Origin of the sequence: Chryseobacterium sp. NRRL B-14798 (assembly GCF_050470705.1) — a bacterium.
Classification (GTDB): domain Bacteria; phylum Bacteroidota; class Bacteroidia; order Flavobacteriales; family Weeksellaceae; genus Chryseobacterium; species Chryseobacterium cupriresistens.
The window spans coordinates 1,913,504-1,934,421 of the sequence record NZ_JBFLUL010000005.1 but is presented as its reverse complement, the minus strand read 5'-3'; the positions used below and the strand labels follow the sequence as shown (position 1 = coordinate 1,934,421).

Annotated in this window: 22 protein-coding genes; 9 read left to right on the top strand and 13 right to left on the bottom strand. The window is 36.4% G+C overall.

Annotation, left to right across the window (positions count from 1 at the left end; all coding sequences use genetic code 11):
• Positions 1-13: 13 nt before the first annotated feature.
• The 4 genes from AB1278_RS09065 (at position 14) to AB1278_RS09050 (ending at position 3,304) form a co-directional block, all read left to right on the top strand.
• On the top strand, positions 14-1,027 hold the full coding sequence (locus AB1278_RS09065) for a sensor histidine kinase (protein WP_202838578.1): 1,014 nt from the start codon (positions 14-16) through the stop codon (positions 1,025-1,027).
• A complete protein-coding gene (locus AB1278_RS09060; RefSeq protein WP_202838577.1) occupies positions 1,008-1,772 on the top strand; it encodes a LytR/AlgR family response regulator transcription factor in 765 nt (254 codons plus the stop codon). Before AB1278_RS09065 ends, AB1278_RS09060 begins: the two co-directional genes overlap by 20 nt.
• A gap of 324 nt (positions 1,773-2,096) precedes the next feature.
• The gene (locus AB1278_RS09055; RefSeq protein WP_429813863.1) at positions 2,097-2,873 is read left to right on the top strand and encodes a DUF1223 domain-containing protein; all 777 of its coding nucleotides are present in this window, start codon (positions 2,097-2,099) and stop codon (positions 2,871-2,873) included.
• 38 nt (positions 2,874-2,911) lie between these two features.
• Complete coding sequence (locus tag AB1278_RS09050) at positions 2,912-3,304, top strand: DoxX family protein (RefSeq protein WP_202838575.1); 393 nt, start codon at positions 2,912-2,914, stop codon at positions 3,302-3,304.
• 338 nt (positions 3,305-3,642) lie between these two features.
• Here the strand turns inward: AB1278_RS09050 and AB1278_RS09045 are convergent, their stop codons facing one another.
• The 4 genes from AB1278_RS09045 to AB1278_RS09030 form a co-directional block, all read right to left on the bottom strand.
• The gene (locus tag AB1278_RS09045) at positions 3,643-4,635 is read right to left on the bottom strand and encodes an MBL fold metallo-hydrolase (protein ID WP_429813860.1); all 993 of its coding nucleotides are present in this window, start codon (positions 4,633-4,635) and stop codon (positions 3,643-3,645) included.
• Positions 4,636-4,717: 82 nt separating this feature from the next.
• A complete protein-coding gene (locus AB1278_RS09040; RefSeq protein ID WP_343638862.1) occupies positions 4,718-5,719 on the bottom strand; it encodes an aldo/keto reductase in 1,002 nt (333 codons plus the stop codon).
• A gap of 86 nt (positions 5,720-5,805) precedes the next feature.
• A complete protein-coding gene (locus AB1278_RS09035; protein ID WP_429813855.1) occupies positions 5,806-6,711 on the bottom strand; it encodes a helix-turn-helix domain-containing protein in 906 nt (301 codons plus the stop codon).
• A 107-nt stretch (positions 6,712-6,818) separates the two neighbouring features.
• The gene (locus AB1278_RS09030; protein WP_202838571.1) at positions 6,819-7,277 is read right to left on the bottom strand and encodes a hypothetical protein; all 459 of its coding nucleotides are present in this window, start codon (positions 7,275-7,277) and stop codon (positions 6,819-6,821) included.
• A gap of 537 nt (positions 7,278-7,814) precedes the next feature.
• Between AB1278_RS09030 and AB1278_RS09025 the strand changes: the two genes are divergently transcribed.
• Positions 7,815-8,102, top strand: coding sequence for a GNAT family N-acetyltransferase (locus AB1278_RS09025; RefSeq protein ID WP_429813851.1), 288 nt, complete (start codon positions 7,815-7,817; stop codon positions 8,100-8,102).
• Here the strand turns inward: AB1278_RS09025 and AB1278_RS09020 are convergent, their stop codons facing one another.
• Positions 8,103-9,200 (bottom strand): MBL fold metallo-hydrolase, encoded by a 1,098-nt coding sequence (locus AB1278_RS09020; RefSeq protein WP_202838570.1) that lies wholly within the window; start codon positions 9,198-9,200, stop codon positions 8,103-8,105.
• Between the two features lie 172 nt (positions 9,201-9,372).
• Between AB1278_RS09020 and AB1278_RS09015 the strand changes: the two genes are divergently transcribed.
• The gene (locus tag AB1278_RS09015) at positions 9,373-10,911 is read left to right on the top strand and encodes a S41 family peptidase (RefSeq protein WP_429813847.1); all 1,539 of its coding nucleotides are present in this window, start codon (positions 9,373-9,375) and stop codon (positions 10,909-10,911) included.
• Positions 10,912-10,954: 43 nt separating this feature from the next.
• Here the strand turns inward: AB1278_RS09015 and AB1278_RS09010 are convergent, their stop codons facing one another.
• The 6 genes from AB1278_RS09010 to AB1278_RS08985 all read right to left on the bottom strand — a co-directional run bounded on the left by AB1278_RS09010 (position 10,955) and on the right by AB1278_RS08985 (position 15,860).
• Positions 10,955-11,545 (bottom strand): hypothetical protein, encoded by a 591-nt coding sequence (locus AB1278_RS09010; RefSeq protein WP_202838568.1) that lies wholly within the window; start codon positions 11,543-11,545, stop codon positions 10,955-10,957.
• A gap of 13 nt (positions 11,546-11,558) precedes the next feature.
• Entirely contained in the window at positions 11,559-12,068 is a 510-nt protein-coding gene (locus tag AB1278_RS09005; protein ID WP_202838567.1) for an RNA polymerase sigma factor, read from the bottom strand.
• A gap of 247 nt (positions 12,069-12,315) precedes the next feature.
• Positions 12,316-12,675 carry a DUF7716 domain-containing protein gene (locus AB1278_RS09000; RefSeq protein WP_429813844.1) on the bottom strand — a complete coding sequence of 120 codons (360 nt, stop codon included), beginning with the start codon at positions 12,673-12,675 and terminating at the stop codon, positions 12,316-12,318.
• Between the two features lie 62 nt (positions 12,676-12,737).
• Positions 12,738-13,553, bottom strand: a complete 816-nt coding sequence (locus tag AB1278_RS08995; RefSeq protein ID WP_411412899.1) for a hypothetical protein — start codon at positions 13,551-13,553, stop codon at positions 12,738-12,740.
• 11 nt (positions 13,554-13,564) lie between these two features.
• Complete coding sequence (locus AB1278_RS08990; RefSeq protein WP_330746860.1) at positions 13,565-14,074, bottom strand: RNA polymerase sigma factor; 510 nt, start codon at positions 14,072-14,074, stop codon at positions 13,565-13,567.
• A 154-nt stretch (positions 14,075-14,228) separates the two neighbouring features.
• A complete protein-coding gene (locus AB1278_RS08985) occupies positions 14,229-15,860 on the bottom strand; it encodes an NADP-dependent glyceraldehyde-3-phosphate dehydrogenase (protein WP_343638875.1) in 1,632 nt (543 codons plus the stop codon).
• Between the two features lie 289 nt (positions 15,861-16,149).
• Here AB1278_RS08985 and tpx point away from each other — a divergent pair, with 289 nt between their 5' ends.
• Positions 16,150-16,719: a thiol peroxidase gene (tpx, locus tag AB1278_RS08980; protein WP_185097557.1), complete on the top strand. Its 570-nt coding sequence runs from the start codon at positions 16,150-16,152 to the stop codon at positions 16,717-16,719.
• 262 nt (positions 16,720-16,981) lie between these two features.
• Here tpx and AB1278_RS08975 read toward each other — a convergent pair whose 3' ends face one another.
• Positions 16,982-17,689, bottom strand: coding sequence for a TonB-dependent receptor plug domain-containing protein (locus AB1278_RS08975; RefSeq protein ID WP_343638880.1), 708 nt, complete (start codon positions 17,687-17,689; stop codon positions 16,982-16,984).
• Positions 17,690-17,884: 195 nt separating this feature from the next.
• Here AB1278_RS08975 and AB1278_RS08970 point away from each other — a divergent pair, with 195 nt between their 5' ends.
• Complete coding sequence (locus AB1278_RS08970; protein ID WP_110010421.1) at positions 17,885-18,262, top strand: helix-turn-helix domain-containing protein; 378 nt, start codon at positions 17,885-17,887, stop codon at positions 18,260-18,262.
• A 536-nt stretch (positions 18,263-18,798) separates the two neighbouring features.
• Here AB1278_RS08970 and AB1278_RS08965 read toward each other — a convergent pair.
• Complete coding sequence (locus AB1278_RS08965) at positions 18,799-19,506, bottom strand: DUF6261 family protein (RefSeq protein WP_429813838.1); 708 nt, start codon at positions 19,504-19,506, stop codon at positions 18,799-18,801.
• A gap of 314 nt (positions 19,507-19,820) precedes the next feature.
• On the opposite strand from AB1278_RS08965, the gene AB1278_RS08960 reads away from it, so the two are divergent.
• Positions 19,821-20,909 (top strand): adenylate/guanylate cyclase domain-containing protein, encoded by a 1,089-nt coding sequence (locus tag AB1278_RS08960; protein WP_429813835.1) that lies wholly within the window; start codon positions 19,821-19,823, stop codon positions 20,907-20,909.
• Positions 20,910-20,918: the final 9 nt, after the last annotated feature.

The window sequence follows — 20,918 nt, the reverse complement described above, 5'->3', positions numbered from 1 at the left end:
ATCAGCAGATTTCATGCAACAGCAAAAAATAAAAATCTCACAAGCTATTATCTGGATAAGCTCCATTTTCCTGGGAGTTCTATCTTCTGTACCCCAGCTGGCGTCTAATGAGTTCAACTGGAAAGAAGCCGTGGTCAACTCAGCTATTACGGCAGCATTTTCGGTGATCATGTGGTACGTCAATATTTATATGCTGAACCGCACCACAAAACGCAGACAGCATATCTCGTATTCCAGATTGATGGTGGTACTGGCTTTCGGGATGGTGATTATGTTTGGACTGGCATGGATTCAGCAGCTGATTCTGTCTCATATCAATTTTGGTCCTGTAATGCTGATGGTGGAAGTAAGGGGAATTCTGATTAACCTGGTTTGCTATATGTTTCTTACGCTGCTTCAGAACAACTATACAGGGCAGCAGATACAGCTTGAACTGGAAAAGGTAAAGAGTGATAATCTGGGTGCTCAGTATGAATTATTAAAGCAGCAGATCAATCCGCATTTTCTTTTCAACAGTTTGAATACGTTAAAATTAATGGCAGAGACTCATGACGAAGAAACCGTTGATTTTATTGTCAAGCTTTCTGATTTTTACCGTTTTACGCTGGAAAGCCGTAAGCTGGATCTGATCAGCGTTCAGGAAGAAATGAAAATCGTGGATTCTTATCTTTTTCTTCAGAAAGCCCGTTTTGGAGAAGGGATTAAGTTTACCAACGAGTTAGGAAAAGAAACCGCTCAAACGCTTATTCCTCCTTTTACCCTTCAGCTATTGGTAGAGAACTGCATCAAACATAATATTGTTTCTCAAAGCAAACCTCTGCACATTACAATTTATACCGCTGACGATAATATCGTGATCGAAAATCCTATACAGCGAAAAGTAACCCCTGAAGATTCTTTGGGAGTTGGACTGGACAATATTAAAATGCGCTACAAACATTTATTGGAAAAGGATATTACCATTCATTCAGGCGAAAAAACATTTCAGATAAAACTACCATTAATCCATGAATATAATCATTATTGAAGATGAATTCAGGGCGGCAAAATCCCTGCAGAATTTAATTTCAGACTTAAAACCTGAATCAAAGATACTAGGTGTTTACGACAGTATTGAAACAAGTATTGAAGGCTTAAAGGAAATCAAACCTGATCTTATTTTTATGGATATCCATCTTTCGGACGGACTCTCCTTTGAAATTTTCAAATCAGTGGAGATTACCTGCCCTGTGGTTTTCTGTACTGCCTTTGATCAGTATATGCTGGATGCTTTTAAAAGTAAAGGAGTTGATTATGTTTTGAAACCATTTTCCAGGGAAGATATTGCCGAAGCCCTGCGAAAAGTTGATGAACTGAAAAAATTCTTCCAGAAAAATGAACTTCCGGACCTGGAGTCTCTGATACAGAAAATCAGCCAGCCTGCTACTGCAGGTAAGAGTAGTTTTCTGGTTTTTAAAAATCAGAAATACACCACCATTCCTACCGAAGACATTGCTTATTTTTATATTCATAATGAGATCACCCATCTGGTTACATTCACAAAGGAACAGTTTCCTCTTACCCAGCCTTTAGGACAAGTGGCGGAACAGGTTTCCGACAAACAATTCTTCAGAGTCAACAGGCAATATCTCGTTAATTTTAAAGCGATTAAGGAGATGGAACATTATTTTCAGCGTAAAATACTGGTAAAACTCACTATTGAAACCCCTGAAAAACTTTTGATTAACAAAGAAAAGACCCATAGTTTTTTTACTTGGCTGGAGGATAGATAAAGCAGTAAGGAAGATGGAGGATGGAGGATGGAAGTACTTGAAGACAAAGTCTTATTTAAATAAATTATAGCCCTGATTGAGATGATCAGGGTTTTCTTTTGCTTTAATTTTTTTAAGATTCATTACTCGTATTTTTATTATCAAAAAATATAACCACCAATTCCTTTTTGCACTCCAAAAACTTCCTTCCTCTCTCTTCCGGCATACAGCCTTTAAATACTTCCCCCTACAATTTCCGGATTCACCTCTTAATTTGTCCGGTTTACCCTTTTTTGCATTCTTTTGCCTTTGAAGAGTATCTACTTTTGAATCAAATTAAAAGGCATGATACTAAAAAACTTAATCACAGTAAGCGCTTTCACCGCATTACTATTTGCTACCTCAGCATTTATCCATCAAAATAAAGAACAAAAGACATCACAATCTCAAGCTTCTGAGAATAACGGATTTGCTGTTTTGGAACTTTTTACTTCAGAAGGTTGCTCAAGCTGTCCTCCTGCTGATGAGCTGATGGGAAAAATTGAAAAAGAATATAAGGATGAACCTGTGTATCTACTCTCCTACCATGTTGATTACTGGAACCGCCTTGGATGGAAAGACCGATTCAGTAGTTCTGAAAACTCTCAACGACAACAGCAGTACAGCCGAATATTGAATTCACAGGTTTATACTCCACAGCTGGTAGTCAACGGAAAAACAGAATTTGTAGGCTCTGATGAAAACAATATCAGAAGTGCCATTCAGAAAGCCTTGTTTGCTTCTAAAAAAACAAATGTAGAATTATCTGCCGCCATTTCTCAGCATAAAATTGATGTTCAGTATAAAACACCTTCCGCAGATCCTCAGAATATGCTGCTCATTAATCTGGTTGAAAAACATTCTTCCACAGAGGTAGGGAAAGGCGAAAATGAAGGACGCCATCTGCATCACTGGCAGATTGTCTACAAGCAAAACCTCATCTCATTAAATAAACAGCAGGAAGGAACAACAAAATTTAAACTTCCGGAAGGATTTTCTCCGGAAAACTGGGAAGTCATCGCTTTTATTCAGAATAGGAGAACGGGAGAAATCTCAGGATCAGCAAAAACAGCTTTTAAATAAAATACTATACAATTTAATTATCACTAAAAATTACAACAATGAAAACAAAAACTACAAAAATTATCTATTGGTCAGGTGCTATTTTTATGTCATTATGGTTTGGAGCCAGCGGTTTCTTTGAACTGACAAAAAATCCGGTTGTATGGGATATTACGCGACAGCTTGGATATCCGCCTCATTTTATTTATATATTAGGTATTTTTAAAATCTCCGGAGTTATGGTTCTTTTGCTTCCCAATAAATTATTGAGACTAAAAGAATGGGTGTTTGCAGGAATGTTCTTTGATATTCTGTTTGCTTTCTTTTCAAAAATTGCGGTACTGGGTTTTCCGTCTACGGTAGATGCAATTGTTGCCTTTTCTGTGTTAACGGCAACTTACATCATGTTCAGAAAGCTGTATTCTCCTGAGGTGGTATTTGGAGAGGCTTAATGATAAAACTCTAATTTTTTCTTATGTTTGAAACAGATCCTTCCATTGCTTGGGAGGATCTGTTGTTTATATATGATCAATAAATTTTGGTTAAAACCGAATAAATAAATGTTGATTATGAAAGCGGACTAAAGTCCGCTGCTATGGATGATTTATATGTGGGATTGATTATGCTGTTTAGTTAACCACCCCGTCAAAAATTCTTTGAATTTTTGCCACCCCCTCCGGAGGAGGGGAATACTGAGCACCTATTTATTAATCCAGGTAACGTATTCCTTATCCCTAATCCTCTTTTTCTCTCACCTGCAACCTACGATCTGCTATCTGCAACCTATTCCCTAATTCATAAAACCTTCCGGAAACCATTCAAAGCCGGATGTTTTCTTTTTTGTGTAACCAAGGCCCGGCCAGGGTAAATGGTAAGCAAACGCTCTGATTCTGGTATCTGCCAGTTGTTGAAGGAATTTTTTTCTTGAAGCTGTTGCGATATCCAGATCTGTATCTCCGAAATAGCCCCATTCAGAGTGTGGAAACAAGATAACATCAGAATGGATAAGGTCTGCAATATAGATCAGCTTTTCGTTTCCTGAAGAGATGGTGGTAACGGTTAAGCCTGGTGTATGGCCAGGAGCTAACTGGAAACTAAAATAATCATACAATGTATTATTAAGGTCATAAAACTTCAGTTTGGGCTGAATCGTTTTCAAAATATTCTGAATTGCAGGAATAATCTGATTAAGAAATTCAGGTTGTGTTTTCAGTGCACTGTTACTGAAATCTTTGATGGAAGCTTTCATCCAGAAATCATGTTCTGTTTTAGAGATGAAAATATCGGCATTGGAGAAAATAAACTGATTTTGTTTATCCACTACTCCGCCGATGTGATCCGGATGGGCGTGAGAGATAAAGACATCGGTAACATCTTTTGGAGAAAATCCTGCTTTTTGAAGGCTTTTCAATAAAAATCCGCTTCTTTCATCGGCAAAAATTCCCATTCCGGTATCCAATAAGATGAGTTTATTCTTTGTCTTAACCAATAGAATATTCATCGCCATATCAATATAATTCTCCGGTCTGAAATTATCTTTAAGGATTGATTTCAATTCTGAAACAGTGCCTCTTGGTGCAAATGAATTCAGGTTTTCTTCATGGATATATCCGTCCGTAAGAACAAATAGTTCAAGCTCACCAAGCTGCAGTTTTTTAAATCCGGAAAGATCGTCTCCTGTTTTTTCAACAGTTGTTTGAGACTGTGCCATTAAGCCGGAGAAAGGAATCATGCTCAATGTTCCTGCCAATAATCCGTTCTTTAATAATTCTCTTCTGTTCATAGTCGAACTCCTTTTAAATATAAAAACAAAAAAACTGAGCTCTTTTTATTGTAAGAAGCTCAGTTTTTATCTAACATAGTTTTTAATTGTTCACCAGTTTCATTGAACCTTCATTGTATCTTTCTCCTACATTAGGGTATTTTTTCAGGATGGCATCAATGGTATCCAGATCTGATTGAGAAAGTTCTATATTGACGGCTGCAATATTTTCTTCCAGATATTTGATTCGTTTTGTACCCGGAATCGGAATGATATCATCTCCCTGGTTCAATACCCAGGCTAAGGCAAGCTGGGTTCCTTTCACTCCTTTGGAAGCTGCAAATTCGTTGATTTCGTTAGCCAGCTTAGTATTATTTTCAAGATATTCCTGCTGATAACGCGGTAATGATTTTCTGAAATCGTCATCACCCAGATTTTGTGCATCATAGATATTGGTAAAGAGTCCTCTTGCTAACGGCGAATAAGGAACCAAAGAAATTCCCAGTTCTCTGATGGTTGGTAAAATCTCATTTTCAACATCTTTCGTAAGGATAGAGTATTCTGACTGCAATGCTGCAATAGGGTGAATTTTATTGGCTTTTCTGATAGATTCTGCCGAAGCTTCAGACAATCCAAGATATTTCACTTTTCCTGCCTTTACCAATTCTGCCATTGCTCCTACCGTTTCTTCTACAGGAACATTCGGATCTACTCTATGTGCATAATACAAGTCGATTGTATCAATCTTTAATCTTTGAAGGCTTAAATCCACGGCCTGTCTTATCCATTCCGGAGAGCCGTCGAAATAAGTTCCCGGAGCACCGCTGTGGCTTGCCTTACCATCTTTAAACCTGAATCCGAATTTGGTAGCAATGAAAATCTTATCCCTGTTCGGTACTAAAACTTTAGAAATCAGTTTTTCATTTTCTCCATTGGCATACATATCTGCCGTATCCCAAAAGTTAACTCCTAAATCCAAAGCTCTGTGCAGGGTATTGATACTTTCCTGCTCGTCGGTAGGACCATATGCGAAACTCATTCCCATACATCCTAAACCAATTGCTGATAACTGTTCTTCTGTGTTTCCTAATTTTTTAAATTTCATGATAGGTATGATTTAATTTTACATGACAAAATTAGAACATCAGGAAGTCAACCCTGATATAGAATTCAAACTAAGAATTATAAAATTCAAACAACATCCATTCTTAAGGCATTGGGAGTAATTCCGGTTTGTTTTTTAAAATAATTGGTGAAATAAGCGGGTTCTTCAAAACCTAATCCGTAGGCAATCTCAGCAATATTCCAATCCGTATGTGTCAGTAAGGCATTGGCTTCCTGAATAATCCTTGCGGTGATCTGCTGGCTGGTTGTTTTTCCTGTAATCTCTTTTACCGAACGGTTCAAAGAATTCACATGAATGGAAAGACTCCGGGCATAATCATTCGGCGTTTTTAATTTCAAAAAGGCCTCAGGGCTGTCGATAGGAAACTGCCTTTCCAACAGTTCCATAAATAATGAAGCTACTCTTTGTGAAGCATTCTGATAAGGTTCGAAATTTTCTGCCGGCTGCATTCTCATCGTCTCATGAATCATCAGATGAAGATATGCTCTCAACATATCATATTTGTGAATATAATCTGACTGGATCTCCGTCATCATTTTGGTATAGATCTCAGCAAGTATTTTCTGTTGTTCTTCATTTACAAAGAAAACAGGAGTTCCTCCGATCTTGAACAGCGGAGAATCCTGAAGGTTTCCCATACGGCTTCCGTTATGCAGAAACTGATCTGTAAACAGGCAGAACCAGCCTTTCTGGTCCTCATCATCCGCTTCCCAGGAATAGGGAATAATAGGATTGGAAAACAATAATGCGGGACGGTCCACTTTGATCCATTTATCAGCATAATGAAGCTTTCCTTTTCCTATAATTAATGAAATTTTATAATAATCTCTCCTGCTGTATGGGGTAAGAGGAGAACAGTATTCCCGTGAAAATACATTGAAGTGTCCTATTTTTCTGACCCCGATACACTGCGATGCCAGATTGGGAGCATTTCTTTCATAAAAACCTTTGAGTGACTCGTGTGATTCCATAGATCAAAGTTATAAAAATCAAACAAATTAAATCACATCAGATATTGAAAAATAAAATGGCTGACAAAAAATGTCAGCCGTTATAAGTGATAGAGTTGATAATGGGTTTAATCCCAATCACCGTCATGTCCGTGACCGCGGTGTTTATTTTGTTTTTTATAGTATTTCTCCTGATCTTTATAATACTTTTCCTGTTGTTTACGGTATTTTTTATAATCGTTTTTGTTTCTTCCATAGACGATTACCGGATTCTGACCTCTGTAATATTTCTTTTTAAAGAGGATATACTTTTCTCTACCCAGAATTCTTTCCAGCTCTGAATAACGGTCATTCCTCCATCTTCCCGGTTCTACTACGTAAACTCTGTTCCACGTATCATAATCACGGTATCTGTCATTCAACACATAAATCTGATTGGCCTGTGTTGTTGAAAGCACAAGATCAGTAATTACTCTTTGCCAGTTGATGTCCGAGATACTTCTTCTATAATCATTATAATAATCGGACTGGGCATAACTAAGACTAAATGTCCCAACCAATAATGCTGTTAATATTAATTTTTTCATTTCACACCACTTTAAAATTAAACATGAAGGGATAGTCAATTAAAGTGCCAATTCTTAAATATAAATACTAATATTTGTTAATAAAAATCATAAACCACTGATTATCTTTGAAATATTTTCTGCGTTTTTTATGAAATTTATAAACATTAACCAATCCAAAGTCATCCTCAGAACGCAAATAATTACATCCAACGAAAACTTATGAAATATTAATAATCAATGAATTGTAGATTATTTTCAATATAAAAAAAGAGATCTATTTGAAGTTTTGGCTGAAGCCGTAGGAGAAATTATATATTGTATGGCGGGCTAAAGCCCAGCTCTATTGATCCTGACATACGGATATTTAATGGTAATATCTTTTATCTTTTATCTTTTATCTTTTATCTTTTATCTTTTATCCATTTATGTTATAAAATTCGTTAAGATTATTAAAAACTATTATCTGATATCATTTAATTTCGTAATTTTAATGAAGAGAATGTTTTTAAAGAAATTTTCTCAAATTATTTTTGATCAACCAAATCTTACATTGTTATGGAAAATATAAAGTTTCAGGTATCTCAATATCAGGACGAATTGCAGCTACTTATCGATGAAAAAAAGGCAGGTTATATGTCTATAGAGGTTGACGGAAGACTGCTTATTGTATTTTATACGAAACTTGATGAAGAGCGTGAGGGAAAAGGATACGCCAAACTATTGCTGGACGAGCTGGTACGCTATGCGGAAGAAAAAGATTTGCTTGTAGACCCGGAATGCGATTTTGTAAGACAGCAGTTTGAAAATCATCCTGCAAGGTATAAAGAAATCTGGCATGCCTGATCAGCTTTCCCACCAGGCTGTAAATTTCTGGTCTGACTGATTCAGATGTACAACCTCACCTATCATCGGGGTGAGGATATTCAACTGTTTTTCTTTTCCAAGGGCGGTTATCTTTTGTAAAGGCTCATTCCACGGATGAAGTGCCAGTGCAAATTTGGCAGCATGAACCGGGATAATACGCTGTGCTTTAAGATCAATAGCAGCCTGAACAAAATCTTCCGGTAAGGTATGGATATACCGCCATGCCTCTCCATATTGTCCGTTTTCAAGAACAGCATAATCGAAAGGTCCGTATTGCTCGCCTATTGTTTTAAAGTGGGAATCATAGCCGCTGTCTCCTCCCAGAAAAATTCTTTTTGTTGGGGTTGCCAGAACATACGAACTCCAAAGCGTATCATTCTGTCTCACTCTTCTGCCGGAAAAGTGTCTGGCAGGAGTGAAAACAATTTTTATATCATTTTTCAGGGCAACTTCTGTTCCCCATTCTTCTTCAATAAGCTTGTTTTCAGCATATCCCCATCTCTCCAGGTGCGCTCCTACTCCCAAAGGTATAATGGCCATGTCTGTTCTTTCTTCAATCGATTTTACCGTTGGGTAATCCAGGTGATCAAAATGATCATGCGTGATGACCAGATAATCTATGCCGGGAATGTCTTCAGGTTTAAAAATATCTGAGCCTTTGAAAGCTTTATTAAAGTATTTGAAAGGTGAGCCATAAAGGCTTAGAACAGGATCTATCAGAAAGGAAACGCCATCTGTCTGCAGGTAATAAGATGAATGTCCCAGCCAGATCAATACATCCTGATTTTTATCAAAATTTTTCAAATCGGTATGAAGAGCTGGAATTTCTTTCAAAGGTTTCAGCAGCGGATCTTTTTTTCCTAAAAAGAAATCATAAGTCACTTTTGACATTTTGTAGCCTTCTGTAAGGGAAGGTGTATGGCTGATATTCTGGAATTGTCTGTTTTTATAGAGTTTCGACTGCCTGATGCGCTTCAGCCTTTTCCCTTTTGGCACGCCACCAAACGCCTTCATATTGATCACGATAAAAAAAGTTACCGTCAAAACAACTATACACGTAATAATCCAGTAAATCATCTGTACGAAATAAATATCAAATGTATTGACTTTTGTCTTTACATGAAAGTTTATTCCATTTTACTGCATTTTTTAACTAAATTTATCATGTATTTTTAAAAATTTATTATTCATTTAAGTCGGGATTAATTTTAAACTTTTTATTTTAGCACCCTAAAAAAACTCAGATACATTGAAAAATTATTCGGTAATATTACTTCTCGCTATTTTTTCGTCCTGTGCCTCTGTAAAAAAACACAACGAACAGCGGGCTTCATGTATTCCACCGGAGCAACTTAAAGAGGATGTGGACTTTGCGTATTCAAAATTACAGCAAATGCACCCTCAATTATACTGGTATATTCCCAGAAAGGAACTGGAACGTAAATTTGACAGTCTCAAGCAAACGATCACCGAACCTCTTACCCCACTTCAGTTTTATTTCAAACTTCAGCCTGTCATCGCCGGAATTCGTGAAGGCCATCTTTCATTGAGAATTCCCAGAAAGAAATTTACGAAAGAAGAAATTAAAAGACTGGAACATCAAAAAGGAATGTTCAGCCGTTTTGAATATTATATATCGGGAGACCGAATGTATATCATCCAAAACAAAGATTCCATTGAGCACATAAAGCCAGGAACTGAAATTTTATCCATCAATAATATTCCTGTATCCGATTATATCAAGAAGTACAGAAGTCTGATCAGCAGTGATGGTGATAATACCACTTTCCACCCGTATTTTTTAAAAGATCTGTTCTTTAATTTTTATACTGCCGAAAATGGATTTGACAGCAAAGCTACTCTTGAAACCCTATACCAGGGAGAAAAAAAGACGTATACCTTAACCAGAGAAACAAAATCTGACGCTGATCTTGAAAAGGATAAGGAAATGCAGAAAAAGACCCCGGAAAAGAAACTGAACGACTATGTAGCTTCCAGTAATTCTTATAACAGAAGTTTTAAGTTTCTGGACAAAGACAGTACTATTGCTTATATTAAGGTGAAAAGCTTTTCAAGGGATTATTCGGATGAGTTTTATAAAAAGACTTTTGCCAAGATCAACCTTGCGAAATCTCCTTACCTCATCATAGATGTCCGAAATAATTATGGCGGCTCCTTGTATGAAATCAACAACCTGTATTCTTATTTAGCTGATGAGCCGTTTACGCTGATCAAGCCTTCTCAGTTAACTTCAAGAAATGCCCCTCTGCGTACCAATTATTTCAGAAAAAGTACTCCTTTAGAGTATGCTCTTAAAAGTATCGCTTATCCGAGTTTTTTTCTTGCGCAGACTTTCAGTACCTATAAAAAGGATGGAAAAGTATTCTACAAGATGAAAGCTGACAAACCTACAAAACCCAAAAAGGATGCCTTCCATGGAAAAATTTTTGTACTGATTAACGGAGGAAGTTTCTCGGCATCGTCTATTATTACCGCCAAACTTAAAAATGATAAAAGAGCAACGCTTGTGGGAGAAGAAACAGGTGGTGCCAATGACGGAACTGTGGCCGGTTTTTATTCCTACCAAAAGCTTCCCAATTCTGAAATCAGATTTCCCATAGGATTACTTTTGGTACAACCTAATATCAGTTTTTCAGATTCACGAAAAGGTGTTGTTCCTGATGTGACTGTTACTGAAAACATGCAGGATATTATTGATAAAAAAGACCCACAGCTGGATTGGATAAAAAACGAAATTGCCAAAGAAAAAGAACATAAAGGACAGTAATGAATATAGGTTTCGGCGGGCTTTCAGCCCGCCGAAACCTTTTCTATCTTTTTAATTCTTCTAAAAGATCTTCAATATATTGGATATATCTTCCATAGTAGCGTTTATACCAGAACCTTCCTACAATATAAAGCAAAAATAATCCTACGGTTACTGTACTAATTAAGATCACCGCAATCTTCAATTCACTCAAAGGTTTTGGCCACGGGATAAATTCAAGAACAATCAGGATCTCGCATACGAGAAACGGCGCAAAACTGATGTAGTATGAGAGGTAATACTGTTTGTTAAGATTGAGCTGCATCACGAGATCTTTCAAAGAATCATAGGTTTTTGGAGCGGGATTACTGATTTCATTGTACAATGTAAAGAACTTACTGAAAAAGAAAACGGTAACCAAAAGCATGGAGGCAATCAAAACTGTTATATACAACTGAAGTTTAAATGGTCTGCACACAGAGCACACCAGAAAAGCAAAGACAAAGATTCCTATCATCCACCAGAATTCCACACGCATGTTTTTACGTATCTTTTCCAGGGGGAGATGTAATTTATTCCTCTGTTCTATACTTATTTCAGGAGTTTCCTCCACAATATCTTCGTTCCAGGTATTTTTCAATTCATCGATATTCATTGGATTACTGATTTTAATGTTGGTTGGTTTTTATTTGGCTTAAGATATCTTTAAGTTTATTTTTTGCCCGGTTCATTTTCACTCTTGCATTGCCCTCTGAAATTCCCATCTGTTCTGCAATCTGTTTTCCTGAAAAATCCTCCAGATAATAAAAAATAAAGGCCTTGTCGATAGGATTAAGCTGATGAATAGCCTGATACATTTCAGCCAGGCGCTCTTCTTTACGGTAATCATAGTCTTCCTGAATAATAATTTGGTTAGAAAAGTCTTCATGGGCGATAAAGCTTCTTCTCTTTTCTGATCTCAGGAAAATAATAGCTGTATTCAAAGCAATTCTGTATAGCCATGTTGAAAATTCACTTTCACCTCTGAAACCCGGAAATGCTTTCCAAAGCTGATAGGTAATCTCCTGAAAAAGATCATCGCGGTCATCCTTTTCAGTCATATACATTTTAGAAATCTTAAACAGGATTCCTTTATGCTGTTCAATCTGACTTATAAACTCTTGTTCTAATGAGGTCATGGGCATTTACTCTATAGAGTTAGTTTTCGTTTAAAAAAATTGTTACAGATTTTTACAAAAGAAATAAAAAACCTGACCGAGAAATACTGCCAGGTCTCATTGTGTGTGTGTTTTAAGCTTTTTACTATTTCCCCGGAATAGCATGAGTCGAAATAATTTTTTCTGACCTGACCAGTTAGGAGAAAAAAATAATCACCTGATATTTTTTCATATCAGGTGATTGTTTTTTGTGTATTTAATTCTTTTATTATTTAAAATCAAAGAAATCATCTTTTTCCAGATAATGGTTCAGAGCTGTGATAAGCTGAGAAGAGCTAATACCAGCACGCTGTCTGAAAGCAAGATCTACCACATCCTGAATATTTTCATCTGAACACATATAATGGAGCTTGTTATGAAAAACGAAATCAGGTAAGATTTCATTATCATCCCCACCAATATCCAAAGGATCTCCGATAAAAATTTTCATTCCGGGCTTAAATTCGTCTGCTGAAGAATAAACTGCATAATTATATTCCGGGTCGAAGGCTGCTTTCCTGTCCTGCTTGTTCTTTACAAGCTCCAGAAATTCTTCTATAGAATACATCTGATTTTTAAAATCATCCATGTAATATTTTTTTACAACTCAATGTTCTAAAGATAGAAATTTTACAGAAGATACAGTCATTTCTAATTCAGTTTATTTAAAGCTCTCTGTAATGAACCGATATCCAGAAAATCAAATTTTGCTCCCACTATAATAATGATCAGAAGAACAACGGTCAGCAATAATATGATCAAAAAATACATGGATACAAACCATATCACGGTATTCAGAATGTTTCCTTTAATCCCCATTTTATTCATAAAAAGTCTCTGTGAACGTTCAAACCAGGTCATTTTCTTTTCAGGTTTTGGCCTTACTTCAATTCCGTTAAGCTCATCTACCAGACGCACTACATCATCAATATATCTTCCGTACATATAATAGATCCAGTATTTGATAATAAATGCAATCAACAGAAGGGTAATGAGAAGACTGATACCGAAAATAGCCAGGTTATATTCCCTATCAAAATGAAAATTAATTTTGATCAGAGACAAAAGAAACCCAAGAGGAATATAAGCAATATAATAGGAAATATAAATTTCTTTTGATATGAGGAGCTGCGTTCTCAGATTAAACAAATCATAATTGGTATTGATGCTGTTTTTTCCAAGCAGCTTATACAATTTCAGGAAGCGGGAATAAAAATAAATAATAACAGCAACTGTCAGAATCGTGACAAATATTGAAATGGTTTTAATATTAGAATCAGCAGAAGCCAATGGAACACCTGTTAAGAGCAAAGGCAGTGTTATAATCATCAGCCAGAATTCAGTTTGCATATTCACTTTCAGCATCTCCAACGGGGAATGTATTTCCTTCTGTTTTTCCAGAGAAATTTCAGGGGATCCGTGTCCAGTATCTTTATTCCAAAGTTCTTTAAAGTTTTCTAACTCCATAGTGTCATTTTTTAATGGGAATCTGCACCTTGTCCGGCAATAATCTCTTTCAGCTTTTCTTTTGCCCTCTTCAGCTTTACGCGTGTATTCACTTCAGTAATTCCCAGTTGTACAGCAATTTCTTTTCCCGAAAAACCCTCTAAAAAGAAAAATATAAGGGCTTTATCAATGGGGCTCAACTGATGGATGGCTTCATACATCCTCTTCATATTCATATCATCAGTATCATTATAAGGTTCCTGCCTGGCACTCAGCCCATCCACATTCTGATTTTGTATAAAACTACGTTTTTTTTCACTTCTCAAAAAAACAATGGCTGTGTTGAGCGCAGTTCTGTACAGCCATGTGGAGAAATCACTTCTCTTTTGAAAATCAGCGTATGATTTCCAGGCCTGGTAAATGATCTCCTGGTAGAGGTCATTCTGGTCGTCCTTATTATCCATATACATTTTAGAGATCTTGAAAATAACACCTTTGTGTTTTTCAATTTTCTCTAAAAATTCTTTTTCGGGTGAAGACATGATTTACACACTGATCATTAGATGACATCTCTAAAAAACACCATCCTATTATAACACAAAACTTTAATTTCCGGTATTAAGTTAAAAAAATCCTCAACAAATCAAGGTGTTTATTGAGGATTTTATTTTATGTTAAATATAATACTGGTCAGAATCAGAAAATATAGTCTGTGCTTAAAAAGTTAGAATCATGTTCCCTTACAATCGTATTCAGCAGCTCTTTGTTGGAATCTGTCAGCTTTGCCGCCACCAGAGACCGGATGGAGAATGAACGGAGCGCATCAAAAACAGAAAGCGTTCCTTCCGCACTGTCTTTTCTTCCGGTAAATGGAAAAACATCGGGACCTCTTTGTGCCTGACAGTTGATATTGACACGGCTTACAAGATTCACAAACGGATCAATCAGTCTTGCTACCTCATGCGGATCTTCACTGAAAATACTTACCTGCATTCCGTGGGAGGCATTCACCTGATATTCTATAGGCTCTTCTATATCTTCGAAAGGAACAACAGGAATCACAGGACCAAACTGTTCTTCATGATATAGTTTCATATCACTGTTTACAGGATATACTACAGCCGGAAAAACAAAAGATTCATCGGTGTAACCTCCATCTTTATTCAAGACTGCTGCTCCTTTCTGCACGGCATCATCAATACATTCTTTCAGGTAAGCAGGTTTGTTCACTTCCGGAAGCGGTGTTACTTTAACGTCTTTTTCCCATGGCAGCCCAGCCTTCAGCGCAGAAACCGCTGCGGTTAATTTCTCTGTAAATTCCAGAGCTACTTCTTTCTGAACGAATATCAGTTTCAATGCTGTACAACGCTGTCCATTAAAAGAAAGCGCTCCTAAAATACACTCACTCACCGCTACATCAAGATTTGCATTTTTGGTAACGATGGCTGCATTTTTAGCATCCAGACTCAGAATAGCTCTTAAACGGTTCACTTTCGGGTGCAGTTTTTTCAATCCGTTAGCCACTTTACTGGATCCGATAAAAGCCAGAACATTTACTTTCCCGCTTTCCATAATCGGAGTGATGATTTCTGATCCTTTTCCATATAATGTATTCACCGTTCCTTTCGGGAATGCTTCCTTGAATGCGTTTAATAAAGGATAATGAGCTAATACACCATGCTTTGGAAGTTTAAACAGGATGGTATTTCCCATGATCAAAGCCGGAATCAATGTGGTAAAAATTTCATTCAGAGGATAATTGAAAGGCCCCATACTTAACACTACACCCAACGGTGCTCTTCTGATCTGGGCTATTGTTCCCTCAGCCTGTTGAAAGCGTGAAGATTCCCTGTCAAGATCTTTTAATGCATCAATGGTCTGATTGATATAATCTACCGTACGGTCAAATTCTTTGGTAGAATCGGCCAGCGTTTTTCCGATTTCCCACATCAGCAGTTTGATAACCAGCTCTCTCTGCTGGATCATCAGGTACACGAATTTCTGCATGCATTTGATACGACCTTCCACTGACATGGTAGGCCATTCACCAAGACCATTATCATAGGCTTTTACACAGGCTTCAAGGACTTCCATGGCTTCATTCGGACCAATATTCGGGATGCTTCCCAGAAGTTTCCTTTCCAATCCGTTTTCTGTAGGAATGCATACCGGGGAATAGATTTCGGTAACTTCGCCGTTCCATTCCACCAGTTCTCCATTCAAAAGATAGGTTCTCTGATGGATAACCGGAACTTTATATTCTTCCGGAATTTCGTTTTCTCCTTTAAAAATGTTGTGATGAAATGATGCTGTATTTTCTGAACTCATAAATCTTTCTATTTTTTTATGTGATAAGATTGAAATTGTTTCAAAAGTCAGACTATCTGACTTTTGTCATTCTGACGAAGGAAGAATCTTAATGATAATCTACTATATGAGATTCTTCATTACATTTTATTCCATTCAGAATGACACCTTTGAAACTTCTACATTTTATAATATAAAGGTAAAAGGAAATTGTGTTGAAAAAAATAATCTGACAATAGATTCGATCTATTTGAATTAAAATTAATCTCAGCTCCTGAAAAAAGAATAATTTAGCTTAAAAATAAATTTCATGTTTTCAAAATTAGTTTGCAGCACACTGTTATTCTTCTCTGCAGTGGGGTTTGCTCAAAAATCTAAAGCGATCAATACTGTTTTAATGGGAGGAAAAGAAGTTCACACTTATGCCAAATTGCCGGCACTGAATAAACCGGCTCCTAAATTTACCCTTACCGATGTGAATATGAATGACCAGACACTGGATTCCTTCAAAGGAAGATACGTTATTCTGAATATCTTTCCGAGCGTAGACACTGGTGTTTGTTCTGCTTCTGTACATCATTTCAATGAAGAAGCAGGAAATCTTCCCAATACGGTAGTACTTTGTATTTCCAAAGATCTGCCGTTTGCCCAGAAAAGATTCTGTGGTGCGGAAGGAATTAAAAATGTAGTTATGCTTTCCGATTTCCGTTCCGATTTCGGATGGAACTACGGGGTGGAACTGGTAGATTCTCCAATGAAAGGTCTTCTGAGCAGAGCGGTTGTGGTGATAGATCCTTCAGGTAATATTATCTATGAAGAACAAGTGCCGGATATTTCTCAGGAACCGAATTATGAAGCGGCTATTGCGGCTGTGAAATAATAAATGGCTTAAAAAATAAAACTCAGCGAATTGCTGAGTTTTTTTATGTTATAATTGTTTTGTTGTAAAAACGCTAAGACGCAAAATGACATTAAAAACTTTCTGTTGTAAGGCGCAAGGATTTTATCGGAGATAAAATTTCACACCACCACTGTCATTGCGAACCGCAGGTGAAGCAATCTCAATATTCTCCCGCAGATTAGGCGGATTAAGCAGATAAATATGAAAAAGATCTGTGAGATCTGTGGGAAAATAAAGAGTCTTAATTTGTTTTATATTTTTTTCTTTTTGTAGTAATTACGATTACCCCATCTTTGGCTTTTTCGCCATACTTTACTACAGCAGAAGTTCCTTTCAGAACATTCATTGTTTTTATCAGATTAGGATCCAGTGCATTTATTGCCTCAAAATCACTTATTTTCCCATCTACAATATACATAGGTTTATAGACTGCTCCGCTTGAAGGAGCTCCACCAATACGTATATTGCTATTATCTTTAGGAGCCTTCCCAATTACTCCTGATAATTTTGATACAATTTCTTTATTTTCCTTTTCTTTGTCTTCTAATAAAGCACTGGCAGGCATTACTGCAACAGAACCAAGCCATTTTCTGTCTCTTTGAGTACTGAAAACAATTTCATGTTCATCTTCAGTCTTTAGGGTATCACAGGTTTTATTTTGCTGTGCGTTAGCACTTACAATCCCTCCTGTTGTCAGCATAAAGCCCACGGCAAACTTCACAAAAAGAGAATTAATATAAGAATAATGCAAATCCCTGTTGAGCTGTGATGGATTAAAAGCTCCACAGATTTCCTGCGAAGCATCAGCAAAAACATCTATAATCTCATCATCCGAGGCTCTTCTGAAATCTCGCACGGTTTTGGAACAGACCGCACAAAATCTTCCTTTTTCATCTGGTGTCATGGCATTCCAATTTTCATGACAGGGTTTGGGTATGGTTATTTTCATAGGATTTTTTTCTTATAAAGATGCATTAGTGAAAGAATAGGTTGGAATTACTATTAATTTTTTTGGAAAATAATACCGCACCACTTGCTGAAAATATCAGATTCTCTTTCATCTTACAAAACACATCAAGATAAAAACTTTATACCCTTGCAATTCTCCAACAAAAATTTTGCATATTTGTAGAAAATACGGGTCATGCAAAAAGAAAAACTACGCAATGCAAGAAAAGTAAAAGGCATCACGCAACAACAGATTGCAGATATCATCGCCACAGATGTCTCTAACTACAGCAGAAAAGAAAGTGGAGATGTAAGGATTTTCAATGATGAATGGGAAAAAATTGCCCGTTTTCTGGAAGTTCCCGTAGAGGAAATCTTTGAAGAAGAGGAAGCAAAGCAGATCAATCATTTTGATAATATTACTGGAAGTAGTGGTTTTGGAAATAACATAAATGGTAATCTTTATTGTAACGTTCCAGAGTTCCTTCTAGAAAGCCAAAGAGATTATATAGAAATCTTGAAAAAAGAAAACCAGAGATTACAAGAGGAGCTAAATGCCCTTAAGAAAAAATAAAAAACTCAGCAAATTGCTGAGTTTTTTTACCGTAGTTGAAAACACAAAGATCAAATTAAAGAAATACGATACTCAAGCGGGCAAAGAAGAATCAATCAGGATTGATTTTATGAAACTGCCGTTTTACATCCCGCTTCATCAGTGGCGCAGCCACATCCCTTTGCTTCCTTATTTTAAAAAGAATAATAATTAAAAGCTTTGCGTCAAAAAAACGTATTTTGTTGGTAAACGCAGAGCGCAAAATGATATTCAAAAAGACTGCTTTAAGGCGCAAGGATTTTATCTCCGATAAAATTTCACACCACCACTGTCATTGCGAACCGCAGGTGAAGCAATCTCAATATTCTCCCACAGATTATGCAGATTAGGCGGATTAAGCAGATAAATAGGAAAAGAACAGTGAAATCTGTGGGAAAATAATCACGTATTACCTGCTGAAAATCTCATATTGAGCGAAGTCGAAATGTTCTTGCGCTAAAAAATACTTAAGCTTAAAAACTAGCGTCTTCGCGGTTCTCCAACAAAAAAAACAAAACTTATTTCTGTGGAGTTTCACCACTCTCTTTCTTCTCTGATGTAGAGTTCTTTGCTGCCTTCACCAACTCATTGGTATCACTGTACAGCAATTCCCAGCCTGATACCTCTTTCATTACCGTAAGCAGATTAAGATAAGATTTCACTGTTTTCTCCAGATCTTTACGGATAGCACTGGCACTCGTCATTTGACGAAGATCGGCATTAGCTCCCGCCTGCTCTGCAAATACTATTTCAAAAGCATCCTGCTTAGCTTTCATCTCTGCAAAGGCTGCGTCCAGAGAAAGAAGTGTGATCTTCTGTTTGTTTTCTGTCGTTTCTAATGCTTCTATAAGCTTCTTCATCTGAGCCGTTTGTGAAGAATAACTCAGCCTGTCCAGGTTCAGCCCAAAAGTTTTGAATACTCCGTAGAGATCCTCTGCCAGCTGATAGTTGGCCGCAGAAGGCAGCTTACGATAGCCGTTCAGGAAAGATTTCAGATTGGCATACGCGGTATCTCTTTCGTGATCGGCAGTGGCTACATCTTTTCCTTTTCCACTGTAGACCTGCTTTGTATAGACCTTGTCATATTCCGTATAGGAAGATGCCAAAGCGCCCACAAGAGGATGATTGTTAATAACAGGGTATTTTCCGGATTGGGCATTGGAAATAATTCTTTGAGCTAAAGTCGCAAGATCTTTAGTACTCAGCTGTGTGAGGGCAATTTTCATTTTTTTGTGTTTTTGGGATTAATAAATTAACACTCAAATATAGAAAAATTTGTTTTGTTACAAACATACCTGCAACAAACCTCCCAAGGTCTTGGGAGCTTTACCCCAACCTGCAGGAGAGTTCCAAAGTTCTTGGGAAGTTTCAAACAGACTTGTTTGTAATAAACGGAGGACTTGGGAGGGGTGTTTTAGTATTGTTTTGGAGTTCTGGAGGGGTTGGGGAGGTTATAAATGGGATGTTTTACGGTTTCCCATAAATATGAGTAAATCCTTTTTAATACATTTATAATTACAATATTAAATTAAAACTAAACATGGCAAAAAAAAATGAAGAAAAAGGAAAAGATTTAGAATCCTCCAAATTAACAAGTTCATCACTAAGCGATTTCACATCCCTAGGCAATTCGTTTGACAAAATGTATGGTGTAAATAGAGGAACAGATTCTTTAGGATCACTTTCCAATCAAAATTCAATATCTTCTATACCACGGTTAATTGATATTATAAATAATCCAATTTCAACCTTTCCAAATAGTTTAAGATCTGATAATTTTGAAAAACAAATTAAGCTTGAACAAGATATAAATATAATTAAGTCTAAACTTAATAAAGCCCTAAAAGAATTAGATGAAGAAAAAGATAAATCAAAAGAGAAAGAAGAAGAGCTAAAAAAATTATTTGAGGAATTAAGCTCAAAGGAAGCAATTAATCATATTATTCCGAGAATTTGTGAAGATGCACGAGAAAAGTTATTTTCAAGTGAAGAATTTAAATCGAAGTTTGAAAATGGAAAATCATATGACACTGTTGTAGTGTCTATTGATATAAGGCGTTCTACTGAATTAATGCTAAAAGCTAGAAAACCTGAATTATTCTCTAAATTTATTACTGAATTAAGTGAAAAACTTTCGCAAATCATCATAAATAACTTTGGAATATTTGATAAATTTACTGGGGATGGAATTTTAGCATTTTTTCCAAAGTTTTATAGTGGTGAGGATGCAATAATTAGATCTTTAAAAGCAGCACAAGAATGTCATAGTATCTTTACCGAGCATTATTATATTTCAAGAGATTGCTTTAATATATTTATAAAAGACGTAGGTCTTGGTATTGGCATAGATTATGGAAATGTAACTTTGGTTAATACACGTAATGAATTAACAGTTGTTGGAATTCCGGTAGTTTATGCTTGTAGAATGTCTGGAGCAAAAGCTGGTGACACTTTGCTAAATCAACCAGCTAAAGAAGAACTTTTAACACATTGTACAACAAATTTAAAAATATCTGAAACTGAAATTCAGATAAAAAATGAAGGAACTGCTCTTGCATATAAAGCAGAATTTATATCAGAAATAATACTTAATGATGATTTTGTATGGAAAAATGACATAAGTTCTTAGATCTTTCAG